At 72.1% G+C, this 21,368-nt stretch carries 22 protein-coding genes, 1 tRNA gene and 2 pseudogenes; 15 read left to right on the forward strand and 10 right to left on the reverse strand.

The features are described from left to right. Positions 1 to 73 precede the first annotated feature (73 nt). Positions 74 to 937 carry a class I SAM-dependent methyltransferase gene (locus ABZ801_RS02810; protein ID WP_360691886.1) on the reverse strand — a complete coding sequence of 288 codons (864 nt, stop codon included), beginning with the start codon at positions 935 to 937 and terminating at the stop codon, positions 74 to 76. A gap of 275 nt (positions 938 to 1,212) precedes the next feature. Between ABZ801_RS02810 and ABZ801_RS02815 the strand changes: the two genes are divergently transcribed. Next, positions 1,213 to 1,824 carry a DUF2975 domain-containing protein gene (locus ABZ801_RS02815; protein ID WP_360691889.1) on the forward strand — a complete coding sequence of 204 codons (612 nt, stop codon included), beginning with the start codon at positions 1,213 to 1,215 and terminating at the stop codon, positions 1,822 to 1,824. Continuing rightward, positions 1,824 to 2,048 carry a helix-turn-helix transcriptional regulator gene (locus ABZ801_RS02820; RefSeq protein ID WP_344958244.1) on the forward strand — a complete coding sequence of 75 codons (225 nt, stop codon included), beginning with the start codon at positions 1,824 to 1,826 and terminating at the stop codon, positions 2,046 to 2,048. The genes ABZ801_RS02815 and ABZ801_RS02820 overlap by 1 nt, the downstream gene beginning before the upstream one ends. Positions 2,049 to 2,108: 60 nt before the next feature. Here the strand turns inward: ABZ801_RS02820 and ABZ801_RS02825 are convergent, their stop codons facing one another. From ABZ801_RS02825 to ABZ801_RS02835, 3 genes are read right to left on the reverse strand one after another with little or no spacing between them, the layout of a single operon-like run. Continuing rightward, the gene (locus ABZ801_RS02825) at positions 2,109 to 2,831 is read right to left on the reverse strand and encodes an SDR family oxidoreductase (protein ID WP_360692685.1); all 723 of its coding nucleotides are present in this window, start codon (positions 2,829 to 2,831) and stop codon (positions 2,109 to 2,111) included. 18 nt (positions 2,832 to 2,849) lie between these two features. Next, a complete protein-coding gene (locus tag ABZ801_RS02830) occupies positions 2,850 to 4,208 on the reverse strand; it encodes a class I SAM-dependent methyltransferase (protein WP_360691892.1) in 1,359 nt (452 codons plus the stop codon). 41 nt (positions 4,209 to 4,249) lie between these two features. After that, the gene (locus tag ABZ801_RS02835) at positions 4,250 to 4,612 is read right to left on the reverse strand and encodes a nuclear transport factor 2 family protein (RefSeq protein ID WP_360691895.1); all 363 of its coding nucleotides are present in this window, start codon (positions 4,610 to 4,612) and stop codon (positions 4,250 to 4,252) included. A 154-nt stretch (positions 4,613 to 4,766) separates the two neighbouring features. Between ABZ801_RS02835 and ABZ801_RS02840 the strand changes: the two genes are divergently transcribed. From ABZ801_RS02840 to dnaN, 5 genes and pseudogenes are all read left to right on the forward strand, one after another. Beyond that, a complete protein-coding gene (locus tag ABZ801_RS02840; protein WP_360691898.1) occupies positions 4,767 to 6,239 on the forward strand; it encodes an AlkA N-terminal domain-containing protein in 1,473 nt (490 codons plus the stop codon). A 26-nt stretch (positions 6,240 to 6,265) separates the two neighbouring features. Beyond that, positions 6,266 to 6,832: a methylated-DNA--[protein]-cysteine S-methyltransferase gene (locus ABZ801_RS02845; protein WP_360691901.1), complete on the forward strand. Its 567-nt coding sequence runs from the start codon at positions 6,266 to 6,268 to the stop codon at positions 6,830 to 6,832. Between the two features lie 356 nt (positions 6,833 to 7,188). Next, entirely contained in the window at positions 7,189 to 7,743 is a 555-nt protein-coding gene (locus tag ABZ801_RS02850) for a hypothetical protein (protein WP_360691904.1), read from the forward strand. Positions 7,744 to 7,797: 54 nt separating this feature from the next. After that, positions 7,798 to 8,036: pseudogene (locus ABZ801_RS02855) on the forward strand (IS701 family transposase); the annotation flags it as partial. 240 nt (positions 8,037 to 8,276) lie between these two features. Then, on the forward strand, positions 8,277 to 9,437 hold the full coding sequence (dnaN, locus tag ABZ801_RS02860) for a DNA polymerase III subunit beta (protein WP_344958256.1): 1,161 nt from the start codon (positions 8,277 to 8,279) through the stop codon (positions 9,435 to 9,437). Positions 9,438 to 9,657: 220 nt separating this feature from the next. Here dnaN and ABZ801_RS02865 read toward each other — a convergent pair whose 3' ends face one another. After that, on the reverse strand, positions 9,658 to 10,221 hold the full coding sequence (locus tag ABZ801_RS02865) for an XRE family transcriptional regulator (RefSeq protein ID WP_360691908.1): 564 nt from the start codon (positions 10,219 to 10,221) through the stop codon (positions 9,658 to 9,660). Positions 10,222 to 10,315: 94 nt separating this feature from the next. Here ABZ801_RS02865 and ABZ801_RS02870 point away from each other — a divergent pair, with 94 nt between their 5' ends. From ABZ801_RS02870 to ABZ801_RS02885, 4 genes are all read left to right on the forward strand, one after another. Beyond that, a complete protein-coding gene (locus ABZ801_RS02870; protein ID WP_360691911.1) occupies positions 10,316 to 10,981 on the forward strand; it encodes a phenylalanine--tRNA ligase beta subunit-related protein in 666 nt (221 codons plus the stop codon). Next, complete coding sequence (locus tag ABZ801_RS02875) at positions 10,981 to 12,048, forward strand: DMT family transporter (protein WP_360691914.1); 1,068 nt, start codon at positions 10,981 to 10,983, stop codon at positions 12,046 to 12,048. The genes ABZ801_RS02870 and ABZ801_RS02875 overlap by 1 nt, the downstream gene beginning before the upstream one ends. 474 nt (positions 12,049 to 12,522) lie before the next feature. Further along, positions 12,523 to 15,168 (forward strand): SpoIIE family protein phosphatase, encoded by a 2,646-nt coding sequence (locus tag ABZ801_RS02880; protein ID WP_360691916.1) that lies wholly within the window; start codon positions 12,523 to 12,525, stop codon positions 15,166 to 15,168. 284 nt (positions 15,169 to 15,452) lie between these two features. Next, positions 15,453 to 16,073 (forward strand): pentapeptide repeat-containing protein, encoded by a 621-nt coding sequence (locus tag ABZ801_RS02885; protein WP_360691919.1) that lies wholly within the window; start codon positions 15,453 to 15,455, stop codon positions 16,071 to 16,073. Positions 16,074 to 16,204: 131 nt separating this feature from the next. On the opposite strand, the gene ABZ801_RS02890 is transcribed toward ABZ801_RS02885, so the two are convergent. From ABZ801_RS02890 to ABZ801_RS02910, 5 genes are all read right to left on the reverse strand, one after another. Further along, a tRNA-Ser gene (locus ABZ801_RS02890) sits at positions 16,205 to 16,289 on the reverse strand. Between the two features lie 10 nt (positions 16,290 to 16,299). Next, on the reverse strand, positions 16,300 to 16,770 hold the full coding sequence (tadA, locus tag ABZ801_RS02895; protein WP_344958268.1) for a tRNA adenosine(34) deaminase TadA: 471 nt from the start codon (positions 16,768 to 16,770) through the stop codon (positions 16,300 to 16,302). Beyond that, positions 16,763 to 17,200: a tRNA adenosine deaminase-associated protein gene (locus tag ABZ801_RS02900; protein ID WP_344958270.1), complete on the reverse strand. Its 438-nt coding sequence runs from the start codon at positions 17,198 to 17,200 to the stop codon at positions 16,763 to 16,765. The genes tadA and ABZ801_RS02900 overlap by 8 nt, the downstream gene beginning before the upstream one ends. 79 nt (positions 17,201 to 17,279) lie before the next feature. Continuing rightward, entirely contained in the window at positions 17,280 to 17,765 is a 486-nt protein-coding gene (locus tag ABZ801_RS02905) for a tRNA adenosine deaminase-associated protein (RefSeq protein WP_344958272.1), read from the reverse strand. Between the two features lie 625 nt (positions 17,766 to 18,390). Beyond that, positions 18,391 to 18,687 (reverse strand): hypothetical protein, encoded by a 297-nt coding sequence (locus tag ABZ801_RS02910; RefSeq protein ID WP_344958274.1) that lies wholly within the window; start codon positions 18,685 to 18,687, stop codon positions 18,391 to 18,393. 370 nt (positions 18,688 to 19,057) lie between these two features. On the opposite strand from ABZ801_RS02910, the gene upp reads away from it, so the two are divergent. From upp to ABZ801_RS02930, 4 genes and pseudogenes are all read left to right on the forward strand, one after another. After that, positions 19,058 to 19,696, forward strand: coding sequence for a uracil phosphoribosyltransferase (gene upp / locus ABZ801_RS02915; protein ID WP_360691924.1), 639 nt, complete (start codon positions 19,058 to 19,060; stop codon positions 19,694 to 19,696). A gap of 337 nt (positions 19,697 to 20,033) precedes the next feature. Further along, positions 20,034 to 20,255, forward strand: a pseudogene (locus ABZ801_RS02920) (hypothetical protein); the annotation flags it as partial. 369 nt (positions 20,256 to 20,624) lie between these two features. Next, positions 20,625 to 20,783 carry a hypothetical protein gene (locus ABZ801_RS02925; protein ID WP_344958278.1) on the forward strand — a complete coding sequence of 53 codons (159 nt, stop codon included), beginning with the start codon at positions 20,625 to 20,627 and terminating at the stop codon, positions 20,781 to 20,783. Between the two features lie 7 nt (positions 20,784 to 20,790). Next, entirely contained in the window at positions 20,791 to 21,312 is a 522-nt protein-coding gene (locus ABZ801_RS02930; RefSeq protein WP_344958280.1) for a PH domain-containing protein, read from the forward strand. Positions 21,313 to 21,368: the final 56 nt, after the last annotated feature.

The raw sequence follows: 21,368 nt of genomic DNA on the forward strand, positions 1-21,368 counted from the left end.
AGACCCGAGGGTGGAGGTGAGCCCTCGGTGGCCGGCAGGTGGGCGTCGGTCTTGCTGGCGATGACGGCGTGCGCTACGTGTCGCTAGCGCCGAGACGTTTGGTGGGCGCGGGTGGGGATGGGGGCACGGTGGCGGGGCGTTCGGCGATGAGGGTGTAGAGCAGGGGCAGGTTCCGGCCGTTGAGGCGGAAGCGGTACCGTCCGTCGGCGTCGGGCGGGATTCCCCTGCCCAGGTCGAGCGGGGCGTCGAGGTGTTCGTCCAGCCGGATGACGTGCAGGCCCGCCGTCGCCGCCGCGGTGACGATCTCGCCGAGTGAGTGCGCGAACTGCACGGTCGTGGTGGTCTGTGTCGCGGCGGCGTACGAGCCGGTCGCGGTGAACTCGTGCGGTCCGTCGTAGGCGTAGGGGAAGTCCAGGACGAGCGGGTCGATGCTCTCGGTCATCTGGAACAGCGGGTGGCCGTCGACGAGCAGCAACCGGCCGCCGGGCTTCAGTGCCGCGGCGACCGAGCGCATCCAGGCGTCGATGTCGGCGATCCAGCACAGGACGCCGATGGTGGCGTAGGCGAGGTCGAACCGCCCCGTCAGCCGTGACGGCAGGTCGGTCACGTCGGCCTCGACGAACTCCACGTCCACGTCGCAGCGGCGGGCCAGATCGCGCGCCTTGCGCAGGGCCACCGGGGAGAAGTCGACGCCGGTGACGCGGGCGCCGCGGCGGGCCAGGGAGATCGCGTCGAAGCCGAGGTGGCACTGGACGTGGAGGACCCGCAGGCCGTCCACCTCGTCGCCGACGGCGGCGGCCAGCCCGGCGCGTTCGACGTCGGTCAGCGAGTCGGCCCCGGCCGCCAGGGCCGCGCTGTCGTAGTAGTCGTCCTGTCCGTGTGCGGCGGCCCAGATGTTCCAGGTGTCCCGGTTGGTCGTCGCAGCATCGTTGGTCACGTCTGGCGACGTTAGGGAGCGGCGACCCTTCGCCGCAACCGGATAGGGGCACGACGGACGGAGGGCGGCATCCGGTCCGGCCTCCGCCGTCGGCGTCGGTGTGCTGTGTCTTCGCCGGCCGGCCTCGGTGTTCCGGCCGTGGCGCGACGTGCTCGGTCCCTGGCGGAAGGGTCGGATTCCTTCGCGGAGATGGTCAACGGCACCTCGGGGGCGGCCTTGACGGCATATCGAAAGTCGATATTATCGAAAAACGATAAGCGAGCGGGGAGAGTGGAATGAAGGCCGCGGCATGGTGGAGTCGGCTCGACAGCCGGATCCTGGAGGCACTGCTCGGGCTGGCGTTGCTGCTGGTCGGGCTGTTCGAGGTCCTGTTTCCGGTCCTGGGGGTGACCGGGCCGCTGTCTCCCGTCGACACCCGCGAGGTCCATGTCGACGGTGTCACGCGGCTGCCCGGCGCGCCCGAGGCGACCGCCGAGGTCGCGCTGCGCGGCACGCGCACGGCCGAGCTGGTCGTCGCCGATCCCAGCCTGGGGGAGCGGGTGCTGCTCGTCCTCCCGGGGGTGGCCGGCGCCCTGCTGCTGGTGGTCATCCTGGAACTGCTGCTCCGGGTGGCCCGGACGCTGCGCGACGGCGACGTCTTCGACCCGCGCAACGCGCGGCGCCTGTACGTCATCGCCCTGGCGGTGCTGCTGGACGCCACGCTCGTGCCGCTCCTGGACACGATCACAACGACCGCCCTGGTCAGCGGCACGCCGGTGGAGCCGTCCGTCGAGATCTCCTACGAGCTGTCGGCGCTGTGGCTGCTCGTCGCGTCGCTCGTCGCCGCCGCGGCCGGGGCGTTCGGGCACGGCGCCCGCCTGCGCGCCGACACCGAGGGACTGGTCTGATGCCGCCGGAGGAGTCGCATCAGATCAAGGTCCACCTGGACCGTCTCCTGGAAGAACGCGGCATGACCCTGACCGAGCTCGCCGAACGCGTCGGCGTGACCGTGGTCAACCTGTCCATCCTGAAGAACGACCGTGCCAAGGCGATACGCTTCACGACCCTGAGCGCCATCTGCCGTGAGCTCGACTGCCAGCCCGGAGACCTCCTCAGCTTCGACGAGCCGTGAGATCCCCGCCTGCCGGCGTCCTCGTTGCAGACGTGGGACGCCGGCCGTCTCATCGGCACGTCACGCCGTGGGGGGCCCCTGCTCCGAGCGGGCCAGGAAGTCGCGGTAGTACTCGGCGAAGTCGGGCCGGGTGCCGTCGGTGTCGGTGAAGCCGTACTCCTTGGCCAGCTCACCCGTGCTGTACGAACCGCCGCTCTTGGACATGACGTCCGGGTCGGCCGCCAGCGCGACGACGGCGCGTCCGATGTAGGCGGGGGTCTCGGAGGCGCCGAAGTGCCGGTCCTTGACGACGGCGTCCCGCCAGTCGTCCTCGGTGACGCCGAAGTGGTCGAGCATCGCCTCCGACCGCAGGAAGCCGGGGGTGAGCGCCAGCGCGGCGACGTTGTGCTCGCGCAGCTCGGCGGCCTGGTTCCTGGCCAGCCGGATCACGGTCTGCTTGGCCAGGTCGTAGAAGAACGAGCCCCGGTAGCCGTTGAGCAGCTCGTCCACCATCCGTTCGGTGCCGTCGGTGATCTCGATGACGAGCCCGCGGCGCCGCGCCACCATCAGCGGCAGCGCGTGGTGGCTGGTGATGATGTGGGTGTCGACGGCGCGGTGCAGGAGCGTCAGGCCGGCCGACAGGTCCTGCTCCCACAGCGGACGGTCCCAGGTGGTGAGGTGGTCGCCGCCCCACACGTCGTTGACCAGCAGGTCGAGCCCGCCCTGCTCGGCCTCGATGCGGTCGAATCGTCCAGCGAGCGTGCGGCGCCCACCGGGCCTAGCCGCGCGACGCCCCCTGCTGATCGGGGGTACGGGGTGGCGTCAGGCGAGGGAGAGGCGCCAGAGATAGGTCGTTTCGGCGGCGCGGGCGGTGTGCAGCGGGTCGTCGGGGGCGGTGGCGCGTGGGTGAGCGGGTCGGGCGTCCAGCCGGCCCACGACCGTCAGGCCGGCCTCGGCGAAGGCGTCGAGCAGTTCCGTGCGCGTTCTGAGTTCGAGATGCTCGGCGAGGTCGGACAGGATCAGCCATCCTTCGCCGTCCGGGGTGAGGTGCGCGGGGAGCCCGGTCAGGAAGCCGCGCAGCATGGCGCTGTCGGGGTCGTAGACGGCGTGTTCCAGCGGCGAGGTGGGGCGGGCGGGGAGCCAGGGCGGATTGCACACCACCAGCGGGGCTCGTCCAGGGGGGAACAGGTCGGCCTGGACGACCTCGATCCGATCTGACAGGTTCAGGCGGTCGAGGTTCTCCTGTGCGCAGGCAAGCGCGCGCGGGTCGGCGTCGGTGGCGACCACCCGTGCCACACCCCGGCGTGCCAGAACCGCAGCGAGCACGCCCGTGCCGGTGCCGATGTCGTACGCGAGTTCGGTGGACGGGAGCGGGGCCCGCGCCACAAGGTCTACGTACTCGCCACGTATGGGCGAGAACACCCCGTAGTGGGGGTGGATCCGCTCGCCGCCCAAGGCGGGGACGGGCACGCCCTTCGCGCGCCATTCGTGCGCGCCGATCAGACCCTGCAGCTCCCGCAGCGACACCACGTACGGTTCCTCTGCCGGGCCGTAGACCTCCTGGCATGCGTCCCGTACGTCGGGTGCACGTCGCAGGGGGACGACATGGCCCGCGTCCACAGGGATCAGGAGCATGCCGAGTACGCGGGCGCGCTGGCCCTGTGCCTGCCTGTGCAGATGGAAACGCTGCGCGGGAGGCGGAACGTCGGCCTTGCCGTGGGCGCGGCGTTTGCGGCGCGGGGTGTGGTCGGCGCGCCGCGACATCGCCGACAGCAGCTGCCGCGCGTTCTGGAAGTCGCCGCGCCACAGCAGCGCGGTGCCCTCGCACGCCAGCCGGTACGCCTCGTCGGCCCGCATCCGGTCGTCGGCGACGACGACGCGGCGGGGCGGGGGCGTGCGGTTCTCCGAACGCCAGCGCGCCGACCGCTCCGCGTCGTCCTCACTCCACCTGACGATCAATTCGTCCGTCCGCCCGCCGCCCGCCTGCTCGTCCGCGCCTTGCCCGCCGCCCTGCTCATTGTCCGTCACCTGGGCGCCGACCTGGTCGTCGTGCCCGGCGGCCCGGCGGCCACCGGAGGCGCCGCGCCGGTGCCGGCCGGTGGGGCGCCTGTTCCCGCGGCGGTCGGCGCCGTGGTCGTCGCGGTGTTCGACGGCCCGGCGCCCGTCCGCTTCGTGGTCCATTTGCGATCACTGTAGGGCCGCGGGGCCCCGGCGTGCGAAATTCAGGCGGGAACCTTGTCGAGGAAGCCGTGGACCTTGCCGAGCCGTCCGTCCTCGGAGAACTCCGCCACGTCGAAGCCGACCACCACGGCCTCGCCGTCCTCGGGGCCCAGCTCCCAGGTGAACCGGGCCAGGTGGTGGTGGGCGTCCACGTCGCCCGCCAGGCGGAACACGAAGTCGGGGAACTGCGCCTGGACGGCCGCGATGGTCGCGTCGATGGCGTCGCGGCCCTCGGCGACCACCAGCGGGTCGACGTAGGCGGCGTCCTCGGTCCACAGGTCGTCGACGGCGGCGCGGCGGGCGGCGGGGTCCTTCTCGTTCCAGGCGGCCAGGTAACGTTCGATCAGTTCACGGGCGTCGCTCACGGGTTCTCCCTCGGAGTAGGCGGCGGGTTTGTTCCCGCCGGTCACCACAGTGGGGCCACGGCCGGGGCCGAATCGATTACCTGACGCGTCATGAGCCATGATGATGTCGGATTTTCGCTAGTGAACGCCGGTGACCATCGGTGAAGCTGGACGCATGCACGAAGACGTGGAGCGGTGCACACGGGCGGTCCAGGCGAAGGACGCCCGGTTCGACGGCTGGTTCTTCGTCGGGGTGGTGACCACCGGCATCTACTGCCGTCCCAGCTGTCCCGTCGTGGCGCCCAAACCGAAGAACATGCGCTTCTACCCCAGCGCCGCCGCCGCCCAGCAGGCGGGATTCCGCGCCTGCAAGCGGTGCCGGCCGGACGCCAGCCCCGGATCCCCCGAGTGGAACCACCGCGCGGACGTCGTGGCCCGCGCCATGCGGCTCATCGCCGACGGCGTCGTGGACCGCGAAGGGGTTCCCGGCCTCGCCGCCCGCCTCGGCTACAGCACCCGTCAGATCGAACGGCAACTGAACGCCGAGCTTGGCGCGGGACCGCTCGCCCTGGCCCGGGCCCAGCGCGCGCAGACGGCACGGCTGCTCATCGAGACCACGGCCCTGCCCATGGGGGACGTGGCGTTCGCCGCGGGGTTCGCCAGCATCCGGGCGTTCAACGACACCGTGCGGGAGGTGTTCGCGCTCACCCCCACCCAGTTGCGTGAACGGGCGACGCGGGGGCGGACGGCCCTCACGTCCGGGGCGCTGTCGCTGCGGCTGCCGTTCCGGGCCCCGCTGTGCCCCGACAACCTGTTCGGGCACCTGGCGGCCACCGCCGTCCCGGGCGTCGAGGAGTGGCGGGACGGCGCGTACCGGCGGACGCTGCGGCTGCCGAACGGGCACGGCGTCGTCGCGCTGCGCCCGTTCCCCGACCACGTGGCCTGCACGCTCACCCTCACCGACCTGCGCGACCTGACCATCGCGATCAGCCGGTGCCGCCGCATGCTGGACCTGGACGCCGACCCGGTCGCCGTCGACGACCTGCTGCGCGCCGACGACGTCCTGGCCCCGCTGGTCGACAAGGCCCCGGGACGGCGCGTCCCGCACACCGTCGACCCGGCGGAGTTCGCCATCCGCGCGGTGATCGGCCAGCAGGTGTCCACCGCGGCGGCCCGCACGCACGCCGCCCGCCTGGTCACCGCGCACGGCGAGCCGATCACCGATCCGGACGGCGGCGGCCTGACGCACCTGTTCCCGGCCCCCGAGGCGCTGGCCGAGCCGGACCCGTCCGCCCTGGCCTTCCCGCGCGCCCGCCGCTCCACCCTCACCGCGCTGATCACGGCCCTGGCCACCGGCGACATCGACCTGGACGCCGGCACCGACTGGGACGAGGCCCGCGCCCGCCTGGCCGCCGTGCCCGGCATCGGCCCCTGGACCGTCGAGACGATCGCCATGCGCGCCCTCGGCGACCCGGACGCGTTCGTCCCGACCGACCTCGGCATCCGCGTCGCCGCCGCCGACCTGGGCCTGCCCGCCACCCCGGCCGCCCTCATCCGCCGCGCGGCGCGGTGGCGGCCATGGCGCGCCTACGCCGTCCAGTACCTGTGGGCGACCGGCGACCACGCCATCAACCGCATCCCCGCCTGAAGACCTTCGAAGGGATCTGTGTCTCCATGACCTCCACACCCACCACGGCGACCGCGCCGGCGCCGGCGGTCGCGGCGCCCGAGGCCGAACACCGCACGCACGCCGTGCTGGACAGCGCCGTCGGGCCGCTCACGCTCGTCGCCCACGACGGCGTCCTCTGCGGCGCCTACGTGGACGCGCAACGCCACCGTCCGCCGGACGAGCGGTTCGGCGCGCGGGTCGCGGTCACCGACGAGCCGTTCGCGACCGTCGCCGAGCAGCTCAAGGCCTACTTCGCCGGCGAGCTGACCACGTTCGACCTGCCGCTGGCCCTGCACGGGACGCCGTTCCAGCGGCGCGTGTGGGCGGCCCTGCAGGAGATCCCCTACGGCGAGACGATCTCGTACGGTGAACTCGCCCAGGAGATCGGCAAGCCGACGGCGGCCCGCGCGGTCGGCCTGGCCAACGGCCGCAACCCGATCAGCATCATCGTCCCGTGCCATCGCGTCATCGGCTCGACGGGCAGTCTCACCGGGTACGGCGGCGGCCTGGAGCGCAAGCGCTTCCTCCTCGACTTCGAACGCCGCACCACCAAGGAGGCCGCCCTCTTCTAGCGGGCAGGCGCCTCCGCCCCCAGGCGGAGGCGCCCACCCCAGGAGCCCCCCGAGACAATCCCCCAACGGCAGCCAGCCCCCACCAGCCAACCCTCCGGCGGCCCCCTCACGTACGCCCCCTCCCAGGGGGCCGCGGCGGGCACCCCCAACAGCAGGCCCCCTCACGGCAGCCAGCCCTTCGGCGGGCCACCCTCGCGAAGGCCCACCTCAGGTGGGGAGCCTGACGGTGGGCGGTTCGCGGTGGGCGTCCTTCAGTACTCCAGTCGTAGATCGTGATCTTGTGGGCAGGGCCGGGATCAGGCGACCGGATCGATATCGGATCGCGTGAAGTGGTCGCCCGCTGGCACGCTGCCCCCATGGATCACGCAGAAGTACTGCTCATCGGAGGGCGAGCTGGTGTCGGCAAGACGACGGTGGGGTGGGAGGTCTCGGCGCTACTGCGCTCCGAGGCGGTCGCTCACGCGATCATCGATGGTGACTTCATGGGGCAGGTGCATCCGGCTCCAGAGGGAGACCCTCACCGCGCGGAGATCACCGAGATCAATCTGACTGCCGTGTGGGCGAACTTCGCCCAGCGCGGCTACCGGCGTCTGATCTATACGAACACCATGAGCGTGCTGCCGGAGGCGACGGGCATGTTCGAGCGTGCCATGGGGGCTGGAGTGGGGATCATACGAGTCCTGCTCACCGCCTCCGATGAAACCGCCCGCGAGCGGCTGGTGGGACGAGAACTCGGCTCAGAGCTGGAGCAGGAGTGGGAAGGAAGTGTCCGAAAGGCACGGCTCCTGGACCAGCGAGCCCCCGCGGAGACCGTCCGAGTGGCGACGGACGGACGGCTCGTCGTTGACATCGCACGGGAGGTAGTTGCCGCCACCGGTTGGGCCGGGCCTCACTTCGCCCGCAGATCATGATCGTTGATGGGCTGGCGAGATCCTGCCCGTTGGCAGGACATGTTCAAGTCCCTGATGGGCCGCATCGCGCCGCGGTTCGCGCGGGTGGAACCCCGCCTGCGGGCTGGGCGGTTGGTACTGGGCCTGCTGTCTGACCTGCCGCAGAAGAACTGCTGGACGATCGCGGAGTGGGGCGGGAAACGACCCCGCACGGCATGCAGTACCTGCTGTGCCGGGCCTCCTGGGACGCGGATGCGGTCCGTGACGACGTACGTGAGTACGTCGTCGAGCACCTCCGCGACGAGGTCGCGGTGCGGCCAGCAGCCAGTACACGTGGACGGCGGCGGACGCCACGCACCAGGACGGCCGCCACTACGTACGTGCCACCGAGCACCCACCATGACCGCCGCGTTGCGTTCATGTCCTCAACCCTGCTCGTCGTCAGCGGGCCGTGATTCCCTGCCGGTGGGCTTCGGCTCCTCCGTACGGGGGACACGCATTTTTGTCAGGGCCTGCGGTTAACGTGCGCTGTGACGACCGAAGGGGGCTGAGCCATGGTTGAGTTCCGCGTGGATCGGCAGACGCTCGCCGACGCCGTGGCGTGGGCGGCGCGCACCCTGCCGTCACGGCCCACGCTTCCGGTGCTGGCGGGGATGCTCGTCGAGGCGTCCGCCGACGGTGCGCTCACCCTCTCCGGGTTCGACTACGAGGTGTCGGCGAAGGCCACGATCGAGACGGACGTGACCGAGCCGGGCCGTGTGTTGGTGCCGGGACGGCTGCTGGCCGACATCGTGCGCAACCTTCCGCCCCACCCGGTCGAGGTGGTGACCAAGGGCACCGAGGTCGTGGTGAGCTGCGGCAGCGCCGAGTTCGGCCTCCAGACGCTGCCGGTGGAGGACTATCCGACCCTGCCGGAACCGCCGCAGCCGTCCGGGACGGTGCCCGGCGACGTGTTCGCCGCCGCCGTCGCCCAGGTGACGCCCGCCGCCGGACGCGACGAGACGCTGCCGATGCTCACCGGCGTCCGTGTCGATTTCGAGGGCGACACGATGTGGCTGGCCTGCACCGACCGCTACCGGATCGCCGCGCGTGAGCTGACCTGGTCGCCGTCGGTTCCGGACTTCACCGCGGGCGTCGTCGTGCCCGCCCGCACCCTCGCCGACACGGCCCGCGCGATCCGGGCCGGCTCGCAGGTCTCCATCGGCCTGGGCGGCGCGGGCGACACGTTGATCGGCATCTCGGGCGGCGACCGCAGCATGACCACGCGGCTGCTGGACGACCAGTTCATCAACTACCGGTCGCGGCTCACCGATGCGTGGTCGACCACCGCGCGAGTCCGCACCGCCCCGTTCATCGAGGCGATCAAGCGGGTGGCGCTGGTCACCGAGCGCAACACCCCGCTCCGCCTGGACTTCACCGGCGACCAGGTCCGGATACGGGCCGCCTCCGGCGACGCCGCCCGCGCCAACGAGACCATGCCCGCCCAGCTCACCGGCGACGAGATCGATATCGCCTTCAGTCCCCAGTACCTGCTGGACGGCCTGGCCGGCATCGACACCGAGTACACCCGCCTGGAGTGCACCGGCCCCACCCGTCCCGCGCTGCTGACGGCCATCCCCGACCGCCGCGACGACTCCGACACCGACACACCGCCCGACGACGCAGGCGACACCGGCTTCCGCTACCTCCTCATGCCCATCCGCCTCACCACCTGACCAACCACCGCACCCCCCGTGTCCAAGACCCACCCCCGTCCACCCAACCTGCGCCGCGTCGGCATGCTGTGCCGCGTCGTCGTGCCGCTGTGCTGGGTCGAGAAGTTGCGCTGTGCCGGGGCGGCGAGCGTCGCCGCGCGTGTTGTGGGTGGGGCGGTGGCTGGGGGAGAGCCGGGGCGGTGATGAGGGGCGGTCGGGGCGGGGCGTTGCTCTGTTGGGGTTACGGGTCTAGGACGGCTAGGACGAACTGGACGGTTTCGTCGGTCTCGTTGCTGTAGGAGTGGGGGCGGTCGCCGACGAAGACGGCCGCCGTGCCCGCCTGGACGGTGTCGCGGTGACCGGCCACGCCGAGCGTCAGGACGCCGTCCTCCACGTAGATGATCTCCTTGGTGCCGGGGACATGTGCGTCGCTCTGGCGGACCTCGCCGGGCCGCAGCACCCACCGCCACAGCTCCAGTGACGGCCGTGGGTCGCTGCCGCCCAGCAGGGTTCCGGTGCCGCCGGACGGGCCGTGCCACAGCACCACGTGCCGGTCGGGTGGGAAGAGCCGTGTCGCGGGCTCCTCCTCGACCTGCACCAGGCGCGTCAGCGGCACCCCGAGGGCGTCGGAGATGCGGATCAGCGTGCCCAGGTTGGGGTTTCCGCGTCCCTGTTCCAGGCCGACCAGGACGCCCTTGCTCACTCCGGCGCGGCCGGCCAGCTCGTCCAGGCTCCAGCCGTGCCCGGCGCGCAGAGACCGCACGGTCCTGGCGACAGCCTCGCCGATCGCTTCCTGATCGCTCACAGGTTCCTCCCGCCGCCGCAGTCCGGCCCCGGACCGTCGGTCGTTATACTGACTTTCGATTGCATTTTACTGACCGAGATGAGGGAACCCCCAAATGCTGGACCGGATCGTCGTCGACGACGCCGTGCGGACGCTGCGTCCCGACTTCGCGGTGCTCGTGATGACCGCGGAGGGCCTGCTCAACGGCCCCGGCGACGACACCTCGGCCGCGTGGCTGGCCGCCGCCGCCGAACACGCCGTCCCCGACGACCCGCACGTCACCGCCTGGCGCGAGGCCTACCGGGCGTTCGGCGCCAAGCCGCAGCGCACCCGGCCGTCGGTGGACGCGCTGCTGCGCCGCGCCGACGCCCTGCCCACGATCAACAAGGTCGTCGACGCCTACAACGCGGTCAGCGTGCAGTACGCGCTGCCGATCGGCGGCGAGGACCTCGACGCCTACCGCGGACCGGCGCGTCTGGTCCGCGCCGGCGGTGACGAGCCGTTCGACACCGTCGCGGGCGGTGAGCCGGCCGTCGAGCACCCGGACGAGGGCGAGGTCGTGTGGCGCGACGACGCCGGGGTGACCTGCCGCCGCTGGAACTGGCGGCAGTGCGTCCGCACCCGCATCACCGAGTCCACCAAGAACGCCCTCTTCCTGCTCGAACGCCTCGAACCGTACCCGCTGGACCGGCTGCGCGAGGCGGGCGACGAGCTGGCCGCCCGGCTGCGCGCCGTCTCGCCCGACGTCCGGATCGCCACCCGCCTCATCGGCGGGGAGTGATGGTGACCGCGCTGGCCCTCAGCGCGGCCTTCGTGATCGGTGTCGCCGACTTCCTCGGCGGCACCGTCGCACGTCGGTCGACCGAGTTGCGGGCACTGATCTGGTGCGTGCCGGCCGGACTGGTGGTGGTCCTCGTCGCCGCGCTGCCGGCCGGCGGTTCCCCGACCGGCCCGGCCATGCTGTGGGGGCTGGGCGCGGGCCTGGCCGGCGGCGCCGGGCTGATCGTCTTCTTCCGCGCCCTGGCCCGCGGGCCGATGAGCGTGATCGCCCCCGTCTCCGCCCTGTCCGCCGCCGTCCTGCCGGTCGCCGTGGGCACCATGCGCGGTGAACGGCTCGCCATCGGGGTGCTGGTGGGCGTGCTGCTGTGCCTGGTCGCCATCGCCCTCGTCAGCATGCAGTCCGATCCGGCCTCCGCGGACGCGGCGGACACCGCCGAGGGGGCGCCGATCATCAGGGAAGCGGTCGCGGCGGGTCAGGTGGACGACGGACGGGCAATGGCGCCGGTGCCCGGCCCTGGCGCGGTCGTCGAAGGCGGAGCGGGCGACGAGCCTCGGGCGGGTGCGGCCGGGCCGTCGCCCGTCACGGACGCCAGGCGCCGGAGGCGGCAGGGCTCCGGCGGGGGGCGCTGGCGGGTCCTGGACGACGGGCCGATCATGGCCGGGATCTCCGGTGCCTGCTTCGCAGCCTTCTTCATCCTGCTCAAGGGGGCGGGGGACGACGCGGGGCTGTGGCCGCTCGTCGCCGCCCGCACCGGGAACCTCCTGGTGGTCGGCGCCGCGCTGATCGTCGTGATGCGCCTGCGCGGCGCTTTGACAGGGCCGCCGGTGTCGGGACGGTTCCTGGTCGGGATGGCACTGCTGTCCGGCGCGCTCGACGCCTTCTCCAACGCGCTGTACTTCGTGGCCGCGCAGCGCGGCGTGCTCAGCCTCGCGGCGGTCCTGACCTCCCTGTATCCGGCGATCACCGTGCTGCTGGCCCGCATCGTCCACGGCGAGCGGCTGCGTGGCGTCCAGCGCATAGGCCTGGTGGTGGCCGGTGTCGGCGTCGCCCTGGTCACGACCGGTTGACACCCGGCCCGCTGTCCTCTCGGTTGCTGCCGCAGCTGTCCGTCTCGGCACCGTCCGCGAAGCGCCCACCATTGGATGGAATTTCAACATAGACACCAATTGCGGCGATTTGTCTATGATGCGGGTTGATTGGCGCAGAGAAACGCGGCCGATGGCGCCGGGTGCCCCGCCGCGGCGCTCCTGAAGTGGGGTGACGTCCGGAGCGGTCGGCCGCGGTGTCGCAGGATGACGTGCCGGTTCCACCCGGCGGACGACATCTCCTAAATGTCCACCAACGCCACCTCAAAAACTGCTAAAACCGGGGAACGAGGCATACAGTGCAGGCCGCTCGATCGCTTGTGAGCTTATCGTTACTGGCGGAATCACCACGGTTCGATGCGGTATCACCAGAGCCCATGGAGGTGTCGTCCGCGAAGGGCACAGGTGCGCGCGCACCGTCGGCCCGGACGGATCGGCCAAGGGAGGAGGGCCTGGGTGAGCGAAGGGCTTGTGGAAGGTCCGCAGGAGCGGCCGGATCGGGTACGGCACGAACGGCTGCGGCTGATCGAGGCCGTGGATCCCGGTGCCGGCGGCACCGACGTCCTGCGGTCCGCGCTCGCGCACGCCATGGCCGAGCTCGGCGGGCTGGGCGGCATGGCGCACCTGGGGGCGGGGGGCGTCGCCGGGGAGTTGAGCCTGGCGGCCAGCAGCGGGCTGCCCTCGTCGTTCACCCGGGCCTGGGAGATCATCCCGCAGGGCGACTCGGCCGCACCCGCCGAGGCCGGACGCGCCGGGCGCCCGGTGTGGCGGCCCGTCATCGAGTCGCCCGCCGCATGGTCGGAGGAGGCGCTGCGGCCCACACCGCCCCGTCTGCCCGTCGCCGCCGGAATGATCTCGGTGCCGCTGCCCGGTCCGGCCGGCTCGCTGGGCGCCCTGTCCGTGCTGGTGCCGTCGGACGCCGAGCCCGCCGACGACGAGCAGCAGTTCCTGCAGGACGTCGCGCGCAAGGCCGCCGAGGTGCTGTTGCGCGCGGTCCCGGACGCCTCGACCGCCGGGGCCGTCCGCCACGCGGGGAAGACCGGCGACGTCGAGCCCGCGGGCACCGCCGGGACGTGGGAGCTCGACCTCGTCACCGGTCGCGTGGTCTACAGCGAATCGCTGAGCGGGCTGATCGACGGCATCGGCTTCCACGGCCCCAGGGAGCGGTTCGAAAGCTGGAAGGACGTCATCCACCCCGACGACCTGCCGAACGTCGGCAAGGATCTGGACCGGGCCATGCGGTCGGATTCCAGGTACGAGACCGAGTTCCGGGTGCGGCACACCAACGGCTCCTATGGCCGGCTGCGGATCCGGGCCACGATCACCGTGGACGAGCCCGGCGGGGTGATCCGGCTGGCCGGCACCGCCTGGGACACCACGTGGGACATCGACGGGGACCACGCCGCCCTGAACTCGGTGGCGCGCCTCCTGTCGGCGGTCCGCGCCGCCAGCGCCCGCGCCGCGCTCATCGACCAGCTCACCCGCGCCCTCACCGAGGCCGTCACCACGCAGAACGTCGTGTCCGCCGTCGCGGAGAGCGTCCTGCCGGCCTTCCACGCCAGCGGTCTGCTCATCTGCGAGGTGCAGGACGGACGCATGCTGATCACGGGCGCCGCCGGGTACAGCCAGGAGTTCATCGACCGGCTGTCGGGCTCGCCGTTCCCGCCGGACTCGCCCTTCGGGCAGGCACTGCGCACCCGCGTCCCGCTGTTCTTCGCCTCCGCGAAGGAGATCGTCGCCCGCTATCCGGGCGTGGCCGGGTATCCGATGGCCGAGGAGAAGGACGCGCGGGCGTTCCTGCCCCTGATCGCGTCGGGACGCGTCATCGGCACGGGGGTGCTGAGCTTCGCCGGTTCACGCCACCTGAGCAGGGAGGAACGCACCCTGCTCACCGCCCTCAGCGGGTTGATCGCCCAGGCGCTGGAGCGGGCGCGGCTGTACGACGACGCCGCCACCCGCGCCCGCGAGCTCCAGCGCGACCTGCTGCCGCGCGAGCTGCCCGCGCTGCCGTGCCTGTCGGCCGAGGCGCACTACCGGCCCGCCGGGTACGGCGCCGAGGTCGGGGGCGACTGGTACGACGTCATCCCGCTGTCGTCCGACCGGGTCGCCGTGGTCATCGGCGACGTCATGGGCCACGGCATCGCGGAGGCCGCCACCATGGGACGGCTGCGCACCGCCGTGCGCACCCTGTCCGAGCTGGACCTGCCGCCCGACGACATCCTCGACCGGCTCAACGCGATCGTCGGGGACCTCGGCGAGGAGTACTTCGCCACCTGCCTCTACGGCGTCTACGACCCCGTCACCGGCGTCCTGTCGTTCGCCAGCGCGGGCCATCCGCCGCCGGCGATCGTCCGCCCCGACGGCACCGCCGCCTACCTGACGGCGGCCGGCAACCCGCCGCTGGGCGCCGCCGCCCCGCCGTTCGACACCATGGCCGCGCGCCTCGGCGACGGCGGCCTGCTCGTCCTTTACACCGACGGCCTGGTGGAGGCGATCGACCGCGACATCGACACCGGCATGGCGCATCTCACCAAGACCCTCACCGACACGCTGCGGGACGAGCCGGACATGCCGCTGCGGGCGGTCCGCGACACCGTCACCCGCGCCCTGCTGCCCGCCCAGGCGCCGATCGCCGACGACGCCGCCCTGCTCGTCCTGCGCACGCACCGGCTCGCCCCGGAGAACGTCGTCTCGTGGACGTTCGCCGACGACCCGAGGGCCGCGGGGCTGGCCCGTGAACACGTGCGCGCCCAGCTCGCGGCCTGGGGGCTGGGCGAGGAGCTCCTCATGACCACCGAGCTGCTGGTCAGCGAGCTGGTCGGCAACGTCGTCCGGCACGCCAAGGGCCCCATCGGACTGCGCATGATCCGCAGCTGGACGCTGACCTGCGAGGTCTCCGACGCCAGCCTCACCACCCCGCTGATCCGCCGCAGCGAGCCCACCGACGAGGGCGGCCGCGGCCTCCAGCTCGTCGCCGCCCTGTCCCACCGCTGGGGCACCCGCTACAGCCCCGGCGGCAAGACCATCTGGATCGAACAGCGCATCCCCCACCCTGGCCATCCCTGCGCCACCGCCGGCGCCGTCGACCACTGGCAGGGCTGATCGGGGTCATGCCCGCGCCTGGACACCCGCCACAGGAGATCACGGGGTGGCACGGCCACCGCGTGCCCTGGCGGACGGCCGACGCGAACCCGTCACGAAGCTCCGGTCCGGCTGTTCCGCAGCCCCGCCAGTAGCACGTCGAGCGCCTTGCGGGCACCGCAGCGGCTGGGAGGAGGCCGCCAAGGTGATCGACGCTCTGGCCTCCGGGCGGCTGCGCGGCAAGGCCGTACTGTCGGTGAGCTGAGGTAGCGTCGCGCGGACGCGCACACGAGGAACGGAGCACGATGGCCGACCGCAGGCACGGGCGGCCCGCGCCGCCCACCGACAGCACCGTCCGTTCCGAGGACTGGGACGGCCGGGACGTGTCCGGAGAAGAGCACACCCGCGTCGAATTCGTCGACGTGGACATGACCGAGACGTCGGGGCGCGGGGCGGCGTTCACCGACTGCACGTTCCGGGGCGTCCGGTTCAACGCCTCCGCCTACACGGACACGGCCTTCGTGAACTGCACGTTCGTCCGGTGCTCGTTCTTCGACACCGCCCTCACCGGATGCAAGCTGGTCGGCAGCAGGTTCGACGGCTGCTCCTACGGCCTGCTCAGGGCGGAGGGCGGCGACTGGTCGTTCACCGGCCTGCCGGGGGCCGACCTGCGCGGATGCTCGTTCCGGCGGCTGCGGATGCGGGAGGCCGACCTCACGGGCGCGCGGTGCGCGAAGGCGTCGTTCCGCGATGTCGACCTCTCCGGCGCGTGGCTGAACCAGGCGGACCTGTCGGAATGCGACCTGCGCGGCAGCGACCTGTCGTCCCTGAACCCGCACACCGCGGCCCTGGCCCGCGCGGTGATCGACCCCTACCAGGCCATCATGATCGCGCGAGCCCTCGGCCTTGAGGTCAAGGAAGGCTGAACCGGCCCGACGGCCACAGTCGGCGGGAGCCAGGTGGCGCGGCCCGCCGCCGCGAGCACACCGGCCGGCTCCCCGGAAAGCAGCGGAGCCGTGAATCCGCGCTTGGCGGACGCACGGCTCCCTGTACGACGCGGTGGTGGTGGGATTCGAACCCACGGAAGGTTGCCCTTCACACGCTTTCGAGGCGTGCGCCCTCGTCCACTAGGCGACACCACCGCGGGGAAGCCTACCCGACTCTGCGGTGCGCGAAGAACTCGGTTAGCAGTGCGCCGCATTCGGCGGCCAGGATCTCGGCGATGACCTCGGGCCGATGGTTGAGGCGGCGGTCGCGGACGACGTCCCACAGGGACCCCACCGCGCCCGCCTTGAGGTCGACGGCGCCGTAGACGATCCGGTCGAGGCGGGCCTGGACGGCGGCCCCGGCGCACATCGTGCACGGCTCCAGCGTCACCACGAGGGTGCAGCCGGCCAGCCGCCACGCGCCCAGCGCCGACGCGGCGGCGCGCATGGCCACGATCTCGGCGTGCCCGGTGGGGTCGGCGGTGCGCTCACGGTCGTTGTGGCCGGTGCCGATCACGGTGCCGGACGCGTCCAGGACGACGGCGCCGACCGGTACGTCCCCGGCCTCGCCCGCGCGGCGCGCCTCGGCCAGGGCCAGGCGCATCGCGGCCTCGTACGCGGCGATGTGGTCAGTCACGGAGCCGGTCGAACTCCTCGCCGAACCCGGCCAGCTCGGCGATCGTCGCCAGCGCGTCGCCGGGCAGCGCCCGCTCGCCCAGCTCGACGAGGCGCTCGGCGTCCACACCGAGGTCGTCCAGCAGGTGCAGATCACCTGCGGTCTCACCGTCGGGCACGTCCCCGACCAGCTCCTGCAACAGCGCCCCGAGCCCGTCGCCGCGCGCGGCGGACACGAACGCGCGCGGGTCGCCCTCGCCGTCCAGGCGGACGATGGCGAACCACTCGTCGTCCTCCTCGACCAGCAGCACGACCGGATCGCCGTAGGACTCCACGGCGGCCTCGCGCATCAGATCGGCGACGTCGTCGACGTCCTCGGCTTCGGAGAGCATGGCCTCGGTCCCCACCCAGCCCTGCGGGGTCTGCGCGAAGACGGCGGCGAAATAGGACACCCAGATATTGTGACGCACAATGTTGCGCCGGTCACAATCCCGGGGTGGCGTCCGGCGCCGCAGGCCGGACGGTCGCGGGTCAGTTGATCGTGTCGAGGGCCCGTTCGAAGGCGGCCGCGAAGCCGAGCCGGGTGGCGATGCTGAGCAGCATCTCGTCCGGATAGAGCTCCAGGTCGCCGGAGATCGCGCCGAGCTCCATCTCGTCCAGGCCCAGATCGGCGAAGATCGACATGTCCCCGACCGGGAGGACCTGGTCCAGCTCCTCGTCCTCGGGGATCGGGATGTCCAGGTACTCCAGCACCTGACCGGCCAGCGGCCAGTCGACCGAGGCGGTGACGTCCGACAGGAACACCATGACCTCGTCGCCGAGCAGCCGGATCGCCACGAAGAAGTCGTCGCCCACCGAGACCATGCCGATGGTGCCGCCGATGCTGGGCTGCTGCCGCAGGGCGTGGATCAGCCCCGCCAGGTCCTCGGTCAGCGCGACGGGGAGGACCCCGGCCTCCCAGCTGTCGTCCTCCCGGTACACCACGACGGCGAAGTCCGTCGCGTCCACATCCGTCATTTCCACCCCACCGGCGCCGTTCCTGCGAGGGCATGCTCCCAGATGCGGCGGCTGCTCGCGTGCCCCACCGCCAAACTCGGCGCAGCCCCGGCCTGTGAAATGGACGAACGACCAGCAGCCCGGCGGACGTGCCGCGGTGCTTTCGGAGGGGTGGACGACCGTCCAGTGGCATCGCCCCAAGACGTTCCCGCCTAGGTCCGCGCCGCCGTCGCACTTCCACAGCTAGAAGCCCTCGCGACGCCCGTCATCGGCCTACATGACCTCGCCCGCGACAGCCGCCGGACGGCGACATCCCGTCGAGCCGGGAGGATGACGTTCTCAGGCCGCCGCTGCCGGGGCCGGCCACCCGGGCGCACGGGCCCGTTCCCAGTGCCGGATGTGCTGGTTATCACACAATGTCCGGCTTCGCCGTCTCTGGCGGGACGGGCGGCCGGCAACCGGCGCCCGGTACTCGCGGAGACGGCCGGAATGCTCTGTGGCGGGGCGTGCGCGCCGGGCGAGGGCGATCGAATCACCCGGCGCTCTGGTTGTGGTGGGGCGGGACGACGGGATACCGGCCGGAGGGAGCAGGGCGGTGCGTCGTCGTCCGCCTGGGCGGGTTCGTGACCCGGAATCCGGGTCCGTTTCAGTGGAGACGGAAGGTGCGGCGCCGCAGAGCCGCGTGGATACGGGCCCGGCGTGAGCGGTGCGGGGTCACGCGGCGGCGCAGTTCGCGGGCTTCGGCGAGTTCGCGCAGGAAGATGGCGCGGCGGCGGAGGTGTTCGCGCACCTGCTCGGGAGTCATGTCGTGGTGGGAGGTCATGTCGGCCGAGGCGTCGCCGTTCCTGGCGCCCCGGACGTCCCCGTCGTCGTCTGGGACTTCCTCTGCGGCTTGCCCGTTCCTCATGGCCTGGGTGTCCTCGGTGGTTTCGGCTTCCCCCATGGCTTCAACGTCCCGCGCGTCCTGTGCGGTTCCGGCGTCCGCGGCGATCTGCGCGTCGCCGACCGCGTCCGGACGGGGCGGGGCCGATTCGGTTCCGGGGCCGTCGGCGGGCCATCCGGACCGGGACTCGGCGTCGCGAGGGGACAGCGTCTGTGCCCGAGGGGCCCTGCGGTGTTCGGCCCGGGCCTGCGGGGCGTTCTCGGCCCGGGCCCCTCCGGGCGGGTCAGGGACGGATTCACGGGCCGGGGCCGCGTCCCCCGGCCGCTGGTTGCGATCGCGGCTCATAGCCCCATACTGCCCAGCTCACCGGGCTCGTATCCGCTCGCGGCGGATGTCCGGCAAATCGCCTGGTGTGGGCTACCGTGTGCCCATGCAGACCCTCGCCGTGGATCATCCGCTCGTCGCGCACAAGCTCACGACGCTCCGGGACGTGCGAACCGACTCGCCCACGTTCCGCCGCCTGGCCGACGAGCTGGTCACCCTGCTGGCGTACGAGGCCACCCGGGACGTGCGCGTCGCCGAGGTCACGGTGCAGACCCCGCTGGCGGACGCGGCGGGCGTGCGGCTGGCCAGCCCCAAGCCGCTCGTCGTGCCCATCCTGCGGGCCGGACTGGGGATGCTGGACGGGATGACCCGGCTGCTGCCGACGGCCGAGGTCGGGTTCCTCGGGATGATCCGGGACGAGGGGACGCTGCAGGCCCAGACGTACGCCACGCGCCTGCCCGACGACCTGTCCGGCCGCCAGTGCTACGTGCTCGACCCCATGCTCGCCACGGGCGGCACCCTCGCCGCGGCGATCCAGCTCTTGATCGACCGCGGCGCGACCGACGTCACCGCCCTGTGCCTGCTGGCCGCCCCTGAGGGCCTCAAGTACCTGGAAGCGGTGTTCGAAGGCACCAACGCGCCCATCCGGGTGGTGACCGCCGCCGTCGACTCCCACCTCAACGAGCAGGGCTTCATCGTCCCCGGCCTGGGCGACGCGGGGGACCGCCTCTACGGCGTCGTCTGACGACCCACCGCCCCTGACATACCGCGCCGGCCGCACATCCACGCGGCATGGGCCTGCCTCTGTGGCTGATGCCTCTGTCCCGATGCGTCTGCCATGGGGGCGTCGGGCCTTTGCCGCTGGACGCGAAGTGGATTGCTTAGGGATGGGGCGGTGAACGTGGGGCGTGGGGCCATTGCGGGACTGTTCGGCTGTGTGCCGGAACTCTCGATGTTCCGCCGAGAATCACCGTGGGTAGTAAGGTGCTACGGAACGTGCTGATCGTTCCCCTCCACCGCCCTGGCGCACAGGGGATGGGTAACGGGACCGGGGCGGTGTGAGCGAGTCTCGAGGAAACGTGATGGCTCACCAAGGGGACGGCGAGCCGTCGGTCTACGAGGAGATCGGCGACCGCCTGAAAAAGGAATTCGTGGGGGTGCATCCTCCGGAGACGGTGACGCGGTGCGTGGCCGCGGCCCGTTACGGGGCGCAGGAGGTCACCGGGGCGGCCGCGCCCGGCCTGGTGGAGAAGATCGCACGCAAGCATCTGCAGGTGCTCGCGATGGTGGCGGCGGAGAAGCAGCGGGCCGAGCGCCGCAGAGCGGAACGCCGCGAGGCCGAACGCCGCGAGGCCGAACGCCGCGAGGCCGAACGAGCCGACGGGCACGAGCCCGGTCAGGGGACAGGGCACGACACGGAGGCGCGTCACGACGCTGACGGGGCCGCGGCCGGCGACGCGCGGGGCCGCCACCGGGTCGAGCGGCGGCCCGACGGACGGGCCATGCCTCCACCCGACGACGGCGAGGAGCGAAGACATGACGACCGTCGTGCCGATCTGCCGCACACGCCACGCAGCGCCACAGGGAACGCACCCTGAGCATGCTTTGCCCGGGGTCGCGGCTGTGCGAAACTGACCAGGGGTCTGTGGGTCGTCGCGCTCCGGGAGGCAGTAGTGCCCGCCAAGAAGTACGTCACGTGGGCCGCCATGGCCTTTGTGGCCTTCTATGTCATTCGGGAGCCCGGCGGCGCGGCGCAGTCGGTGAACCACGCGGCGAGCGGCATCGCGTCCGTCGCCGACTCCCTGGCCACCTTCGTCACCGAACTCGCCTGAGGCCCCGATGAGGCTGGTGACGCCCGGTGACTCCGCTCCGGCGTCGGTGAACAAGTACCTGCTGCCGCACGAGACGCAGGTGATCACCGTACGCCGCCACCCCGCCGTGCTCATGCTTCCGGTCGGCCTGGTGCTCGGCGGCCTGATCGTGGCCGGGGTGCTGAGCAACACGGTGGCCAGCGACGCGGGCGGGGTGATCAGCTGGATCTGGTGGGCCTGGCTGGCGCTGCTGGCGTGGTTCGTCTGGCGGGTCGCCGAGTGGTCGGTGGACTACTTCGTGATCACCAACCAGCGGATGCTGCTGACCACCGGCCTGATCACCCGCAAGGTCGCGATGATGCCGCTGGCCAAGGTCACGGACATGAGCTTCCGCCGCTCGATCGTCGGTCGGATGCTGGGGTACGGCGAGTTCGTTCTGGAGTCGGCCGGTCAGGACCAGGCCCTGCGCACGGTCGACTACCTGCCCTACCCCGAGCAGCTGTACCTCGAAGTCTGCGAAATGATCTTCCCCAACAAGAACGGCGACTGAGGATCCCGTCGTTCCGGGGCGCGGTCCAGGGTGGGTCCGTCCGGTTCAGGCACCGA

Source organism: Actinomadura sp. NPDC047616, assembly GCF_040642915.1.
Taxonomy (GTDB): Bacteria; Actinomycetota; Actinomycetes; order Streptosporangiales; family Streptosporangiaceae; genus Spirillospora; species Spirillospora miaoliensis.

Coding starts and splice junctions, on each gene's coding strand:
- ABZ801_RS02850 (WP_360691904.1), top strand. CDS start 7,189: ATGGATCACGCAGAAGTACTGCTCATCGGAGGGCGAGCTGGTGTCGGC.
- ABZ801_RS02910 (WP_344958274.1), bottom strand. CDS start 18,687: ATGGGGGAAGCCGAAACCACCGAGGACACCCAGGCCATGAGGAACGGG.
- ABZ801_RS02905 (WP_344958272.1), bottom strand. CDS start 17,765: ATGACGGATGTGGACGCGACGGACTTCGCCGTCGTGGTGTACCGGGAG.
- ABZ801_RS02840 (WP_360691898.1), top strand. CDS start 4,767: ATGCACGAAGACGTGGAGCGGTGCACACGGGCGGTCCAGGCGAAGGAC.
- dnaN (WP_344958256.1), top strand. CDS start 8,277: ATGGTTGAGTTCCGCGTGGATCGGCAGACGCTCGCCGACGCCGTGGCG.
- ABZ801_RS02870 (WP_360691911.1), top strand. CDS start 10,316: ATGCTGGACCGGATCGTCGTCGACGACGCCGTGCGGACGCTGCGTCCC.
- ABZ801_RS02820 (WP_344958244.1), top strand. CDS start 1,824: ATGCCGCCGGAGGAGTCGCATCAGATCAAGGTCCACCTGGACCGTCTC.
- ABZ801_RS02845 (WP_360691901.1), top strand. CDS start 6,266: ATGACCTCCACACCCACCACGGCGACCGCGCCGGCGCCGGCGGTCGCG.
- ABZ801_RS02885 (WP_360691919.1), top strand. CDS start 15,453: ATGGCCGACCGCAGGCACGGGCGGCCCGCGCCGCCCACCGACAGCACC.
- ABZ801_RS02875 (WP_360691914.1), top strand. CDS start 10,981: ATGGTGACCGCGCTGGCCCTCAGCGCGGCCTTCGTGATCGGTGTCGCC.
- ABZ801_RS02830 (WP_360691892.1), bottom strand. CDS start 4,208: ATGGACCACGAAGCGGACGGGCGCCGGGCCGTCGAACACCGCGACGAC.
- ABZ801_RS02815 (WP_360691889.1), top strand. CDS start 1,213: ATGAAGGCCGCGGCATGGTGGAGTCGGCTCGACAGCCGGATCCTGGAG.
- ABZ801_RS02930 (WP_344958280.1), top strand. CDS start 20,791: ATGAGGCTGGTGACGCCCGGTGACTCCGCTCCGGCGTCGGTGAACAAG.
- upp (WP_360691924.1), top strand. CDS start 19,058: ATGCAGACCCTCGCCGTGGATCATCCGCTCGTCGCGCACAAGCTCACG.